4 protein-coding genes are annotated in these 4,016 nt (G+C 47.7%); all 4 read left to right on the top strand.

Annotated elements, in window-relative coordinates; all coding sequences use genetic code 11:
• Positions 1-539 (top strand): M24 family metallopeptidase (locus tag GRP75_RS20580; protein ID WP_160790229.1); only part of this gene is annotated, 539 nt, incomplete at its 5' end.
• 33 nt (positions 540-572) lie between these two features.
• Positions 573-1,130 (top strand): elongation factor P, encoded by a 558-nt coding sequence (gene efp / locus GRP75_RS20575; RefSeq protein WP_023989259.1) that lies wholly within the window; start codon positions 573-575, stop codon positions 1,128-1,130.
• Positions 1,131-1,327: 197 nt separating this feature from the next.
• The gene (locus GRP75_RS20570) at positions 1,328-2,581 is read left to right on the top strand and encodes an aspartate kinase (protein ID WP_028540593.1); all 1,254 of its coding nucleotides are present in this window, start codon (positions 1,328-1,330) and stop codon (positions 2,579-2,581) included.
• A gap of 411 nt (positions 2,582-2,992) precedes the next feature.
• The gene (gene spoIIIAA, locus GRP75_RS20565) at positions 2,993-3,988 is read left to right on the top strand and encodes a stage III sporulation protein AA (RefSeq protein ID WP_023989257.1); all 996 of its coding nucleotides are present in this window, start codon (positions 2,993-2,995) and stop codon (positions 3,986-3,988) included.
• Positions 3,989-4,016: the final 28 nt, after the last annotated feature.

The raw sequence follows: 4,016 nt of genomic DNA, 5'->3' as shown, positions 1-4,016 counted from the left end.
CTACATCCTCTTCATTTGACACAATTGTGGCTTCCGGGGTTCGTTCGGCATTGCCACATGGCGTAGCCAGTGCTAAGTTAGTACAAGCAGGCGAGCTAATTACGTTTGATTTTGGTGCGTTGCTGGATGGCTACTGCTCCGATTTGACACGTACAGTGGCTACACAAGGGGATTTGGCGCCCCAGTTGCGTGAAATCTACGATATTGTGCTTAAGGCGCAGCTTCACGCACTCGAACATATTAAGCCGGGCATGACAGGCCGTGAAGCGGATGCACTGACCCGGGATATTATTGCTGGCCATGGCTATGGAGACAATTTCGGGCACAGTACAGGTCATGGTCTGGGTCTGGAAGTACATGAATCTACACGCCTGTCTAAGGCAAGCGATGATATTCTGGAGCCGGGCATGGTGGTAACGGTCGAGCCAGGTATTTATGTGCCTGGATTGGGCGGTGTACGGATCGAGGATGATATCGTTATTACAGATAGCGGCATCAAGGTATTAACACATTCGAGCAAAGAATTTACAGTCGTTTAATAACGATAACAGTCCTGTAGGAGGGGTATTTTAGTGATTAACGTTAATGATTTTAAAACAGGATTGACCGTCGAGGTAGACGGAGATATTTTTACGGTGCTGGATTTCCAACACGTAAAACCGGGTAAAGGTGCGGCATTCGTGCGCTCCAAGCTTAAAAACCTGCGTAACGGCAACACTGTTGAACGTACATTCCGTGCGGGTGAAACGATCGGCCGCGCGCAAATTGAAAACCGTGGTGTGTCTTACCTCTATGCGAGCGCAGACGAGCATACATTCATGGATAATGAAACATATGATCAATTCACACTTTCAAGTGACCAACTGAAATGGGAACTTAACTTCCTGCAAGAAAACATGAATGTAAACATCATTAGCTATAATGGTGAAATTCTCGGGATTAACCTGCCTAACAGCGTAGAGCTGAAGGTTATTGACACTGAGCCGGGTATTAAAGGTAACACCGCTACGGGTGCTACTAAAAATGCAAAAGTTGAAACAGGACTGAACGTTCAGGTTCCATTGTTTATCAACCAGGACGACGTATTGCTGATTGATACACGCGATGGTAAATACATTTCCCGCGCATAAATTTTGCAGCTTTTAGATTTCCTCTGTCCTTGTTAAGGGCAGGGGATATTTTTATAAGCACTAATATTAAAAAACAATGGCTCCGTACAGCACTTTCGTATTATACTGTACTAAAGTTATGCCGCAGGATGTCACGTTCAAGTCGTTTGGTGCCATCTCAAGGTTACATACTGTTGAGTCTGAGGGAGTGAATATCGTTGTCTTTGTATGTCATGAAATTCGGAGGCAGTTCCGTCGGTGACACGGAGCGCATGAAACGCGTGGCAAAACGCGTTGTGGAGAAACAGAGTGAAGGGCATCAATGTGTAGTGGTTGTTTCCGCAATGGGAGACACGACAGACGAACTGATTGACCAGGCCAAATTGTTGAATGAGCAGTTGCCTGCACGTGAGCTGGATATGTTGATGACGACAGGTGAACAAATTTCAATCGCCTTGTTGTCGATGGCTATTCAGCAGTTGGGTCATGAAGCGGTATCGTTTACGGGATGGCAGGCTGGTTTCCGTACTGAATCTGACTTTGGTCGAGCACGGATTACGGATATTCAACCTCAGCGTGTGCTGGATGCACTGAGCAGCAACAAGATCGTTGTTGTAGCTGGTTTCCAAGGGATGTCTGCAGAGGGAGACATTACGACGCTGGGACGTGGTGGATCTGATACGACAGCGGTTGCGCTGGCGGCGGCGATTCAAGCGGACGCCTGTGAAATTTACACGGATGTGGACGGCATATATTCAACAGATCCACGGATCGTGAAGGTTGCTCGTAAGCTAAAAGAAATTTCTTATGATGAAATGCTGGAATTAGCTAATCTGGGTGCAGCTGTATTGCATCCTCGTGCGGTAGAATATGCCAAACATAACCGGGTACCGCTGATTGTGCGGTCCAGTTTTAACCATAATGAAGGAACGGTCGTAAAGGAGGATGCAGTAATGGAACAAGGCGTTGTAGTCAGTGGGATTGCATATGATAAAAATGTAGCAAGAATCAGTATTTTAGGCGTCGCCGATATCCCCGGTGTACTGGCGAAAGTATTTGGAACACTGGCGGCAGCCAAAATTGATGTAGACATTATTGTACAGAGCGGGGTTGAAGCTGGTAAAGCGGATTTCTCCTTTACAGTAGCTCTGACGGATCGTGAAGCAGCACTGAAGACGCTGGAAGGTATTCGTGGAGAGCTTCCGTACCGTGAAGTAACGTCTGAGGAAAACCTGGTGAAGGTGTCCATTGTAGGTGCAGGAATGGTTAGCCATCCGGGTGTTGCTGCGCAAATGTTTGCCGTACTGGCAGAGCAAGGCGTTAGCATTAAAATGGTAAGCACATCTGAGATCAAAGTATCGTGTGTAATTGAAGCAGGTAAACTTCATGAGGTTATTCAGGCGTTGCATACAGCTTATAACCTGGACACCGAGGAGCAAGCGTTTGTGGGTGGACCGCAGGACCGTCGTTAATAACTGCAACGTGAGATCTAGACACTGAATATGTCTAATGTGAACGATGCTTATGATAGGTAAAGGTTGATACAGGCCCTCTATTTATAGTTTGATAAATCATAGAATATAGCAGTAGGTTAAGAGGTTGTTCCATCAGCGAGAGTTAGACTGAGGGGCAGCCTCTTTTTTTGCTGAATCTATCTTTTCTACCCAAGGGTATCCCTTAGCTGACAAGGCTTTGAGAGGCCCTTTTTTATTTGTGCGAATTAGAGAATGGTGCTTAAACAAGCGGGAGAAAGGTCTGTTGAGTGTTGATAGGAGTTAGCAAAAGTTTGCCTAGGTTTTCAATATATTTTCGGCATAAAAAGCGAGAGTCAACCATAGACTTGTCTTAAAGAAAAAGGACAACTGTGAGGGGGCGGCATCGGTATGGAATGGCTGGAGTTATTTCCCGAACCGTTGCACGGTATACTCGGAAGGCTTCCAGAAACGGTATTTAAGCAACTGGAAGAAATCCGGGTCAGGGAAGGAAGGCCGTTGGAAATTAATGCAAATGGTGATCATCATTTTGTAACGTCTGCTGGTCGGCTGACTTTGAACCATGTGGAAGCCTATAAGCCTGACCGTGAGGATGCCCACCGACTGCTGGATTTTATCAGCAATCATTCCCTGTATACCATGGAAGAGGAGCTTCGTAAAGGGTTTATTACGATCCCTGGCGGTCATCGTATTGGCTTGGCAGGGAGAACCGTGCTCAACCGAGGACGAGTGGAGCATTTGAGGGATATAAGCAGCTTTAATGTAAGAATTGCTCGTGCAATTCCCGGCATAGCTGATCGGATATTGCCTTATGTAGCAGATCGAATGTCCGGGAAAATCCGGCACACCCTCATTTTGTCCCCTCCTCAGCATGGCAAAACGACACTGCTTAGGGACTTGGCTCGGCAACTCAGTTACGGAGGGATGGAAAGCAACGGAGGGCGACGGAATGGACTCAAGGTAGGCATTATAGACGAACGCTCTGAGATCGCTGGTAGTCACAAAGGTATCCCCGGTTTTGATGTCGGGCCTCGCACCGATGTATTGGACGGATGTCCGAAAGCAGAAGGCATGATGATGATGATCCGCTCGATGTCACCGGATGTCCTCATTGTTGATGAAATCGGACGACCGGAAGATGCGGAGGCGGTGCGCGAAGCGCTTCATGCAGGCATTGCAGTCATTGCTTCCGCACATGGTCGCGATGTGGCTGAAATGGCGACCCGGTCTGCGTTTGCTGGATTAACTACAGGACAAGAGCTGTTTCAACTCTACGTCATGCTGGAGCGGACGAGCCGGGGCGTCTCATTTCGGCTGGCAGATGCCAAGCAGCGCAGGCTTACACTGCCTGGAGAAGGGCAGAATGGGGGCATCTCCTATGCTTAAGCTGCTGGGTGCAGCCTTGGTTATACTG

Source organism: Paenibacillus sp. OT2-17, assembly GCF_009827695.1.
GTDB classification, from domain to species: domain Bacteria; phylum Bacillota; class Bacilli; order Paenibacillales; family Paenibacillaceae; genus Paenibacillus; species Paenibacillus polymyxa_B.
The sequence above is the reverse complement of the archived record's forward strand: the minus strand, read 5'-3'. Positions and strand labels throughout refer to the sequence as shown.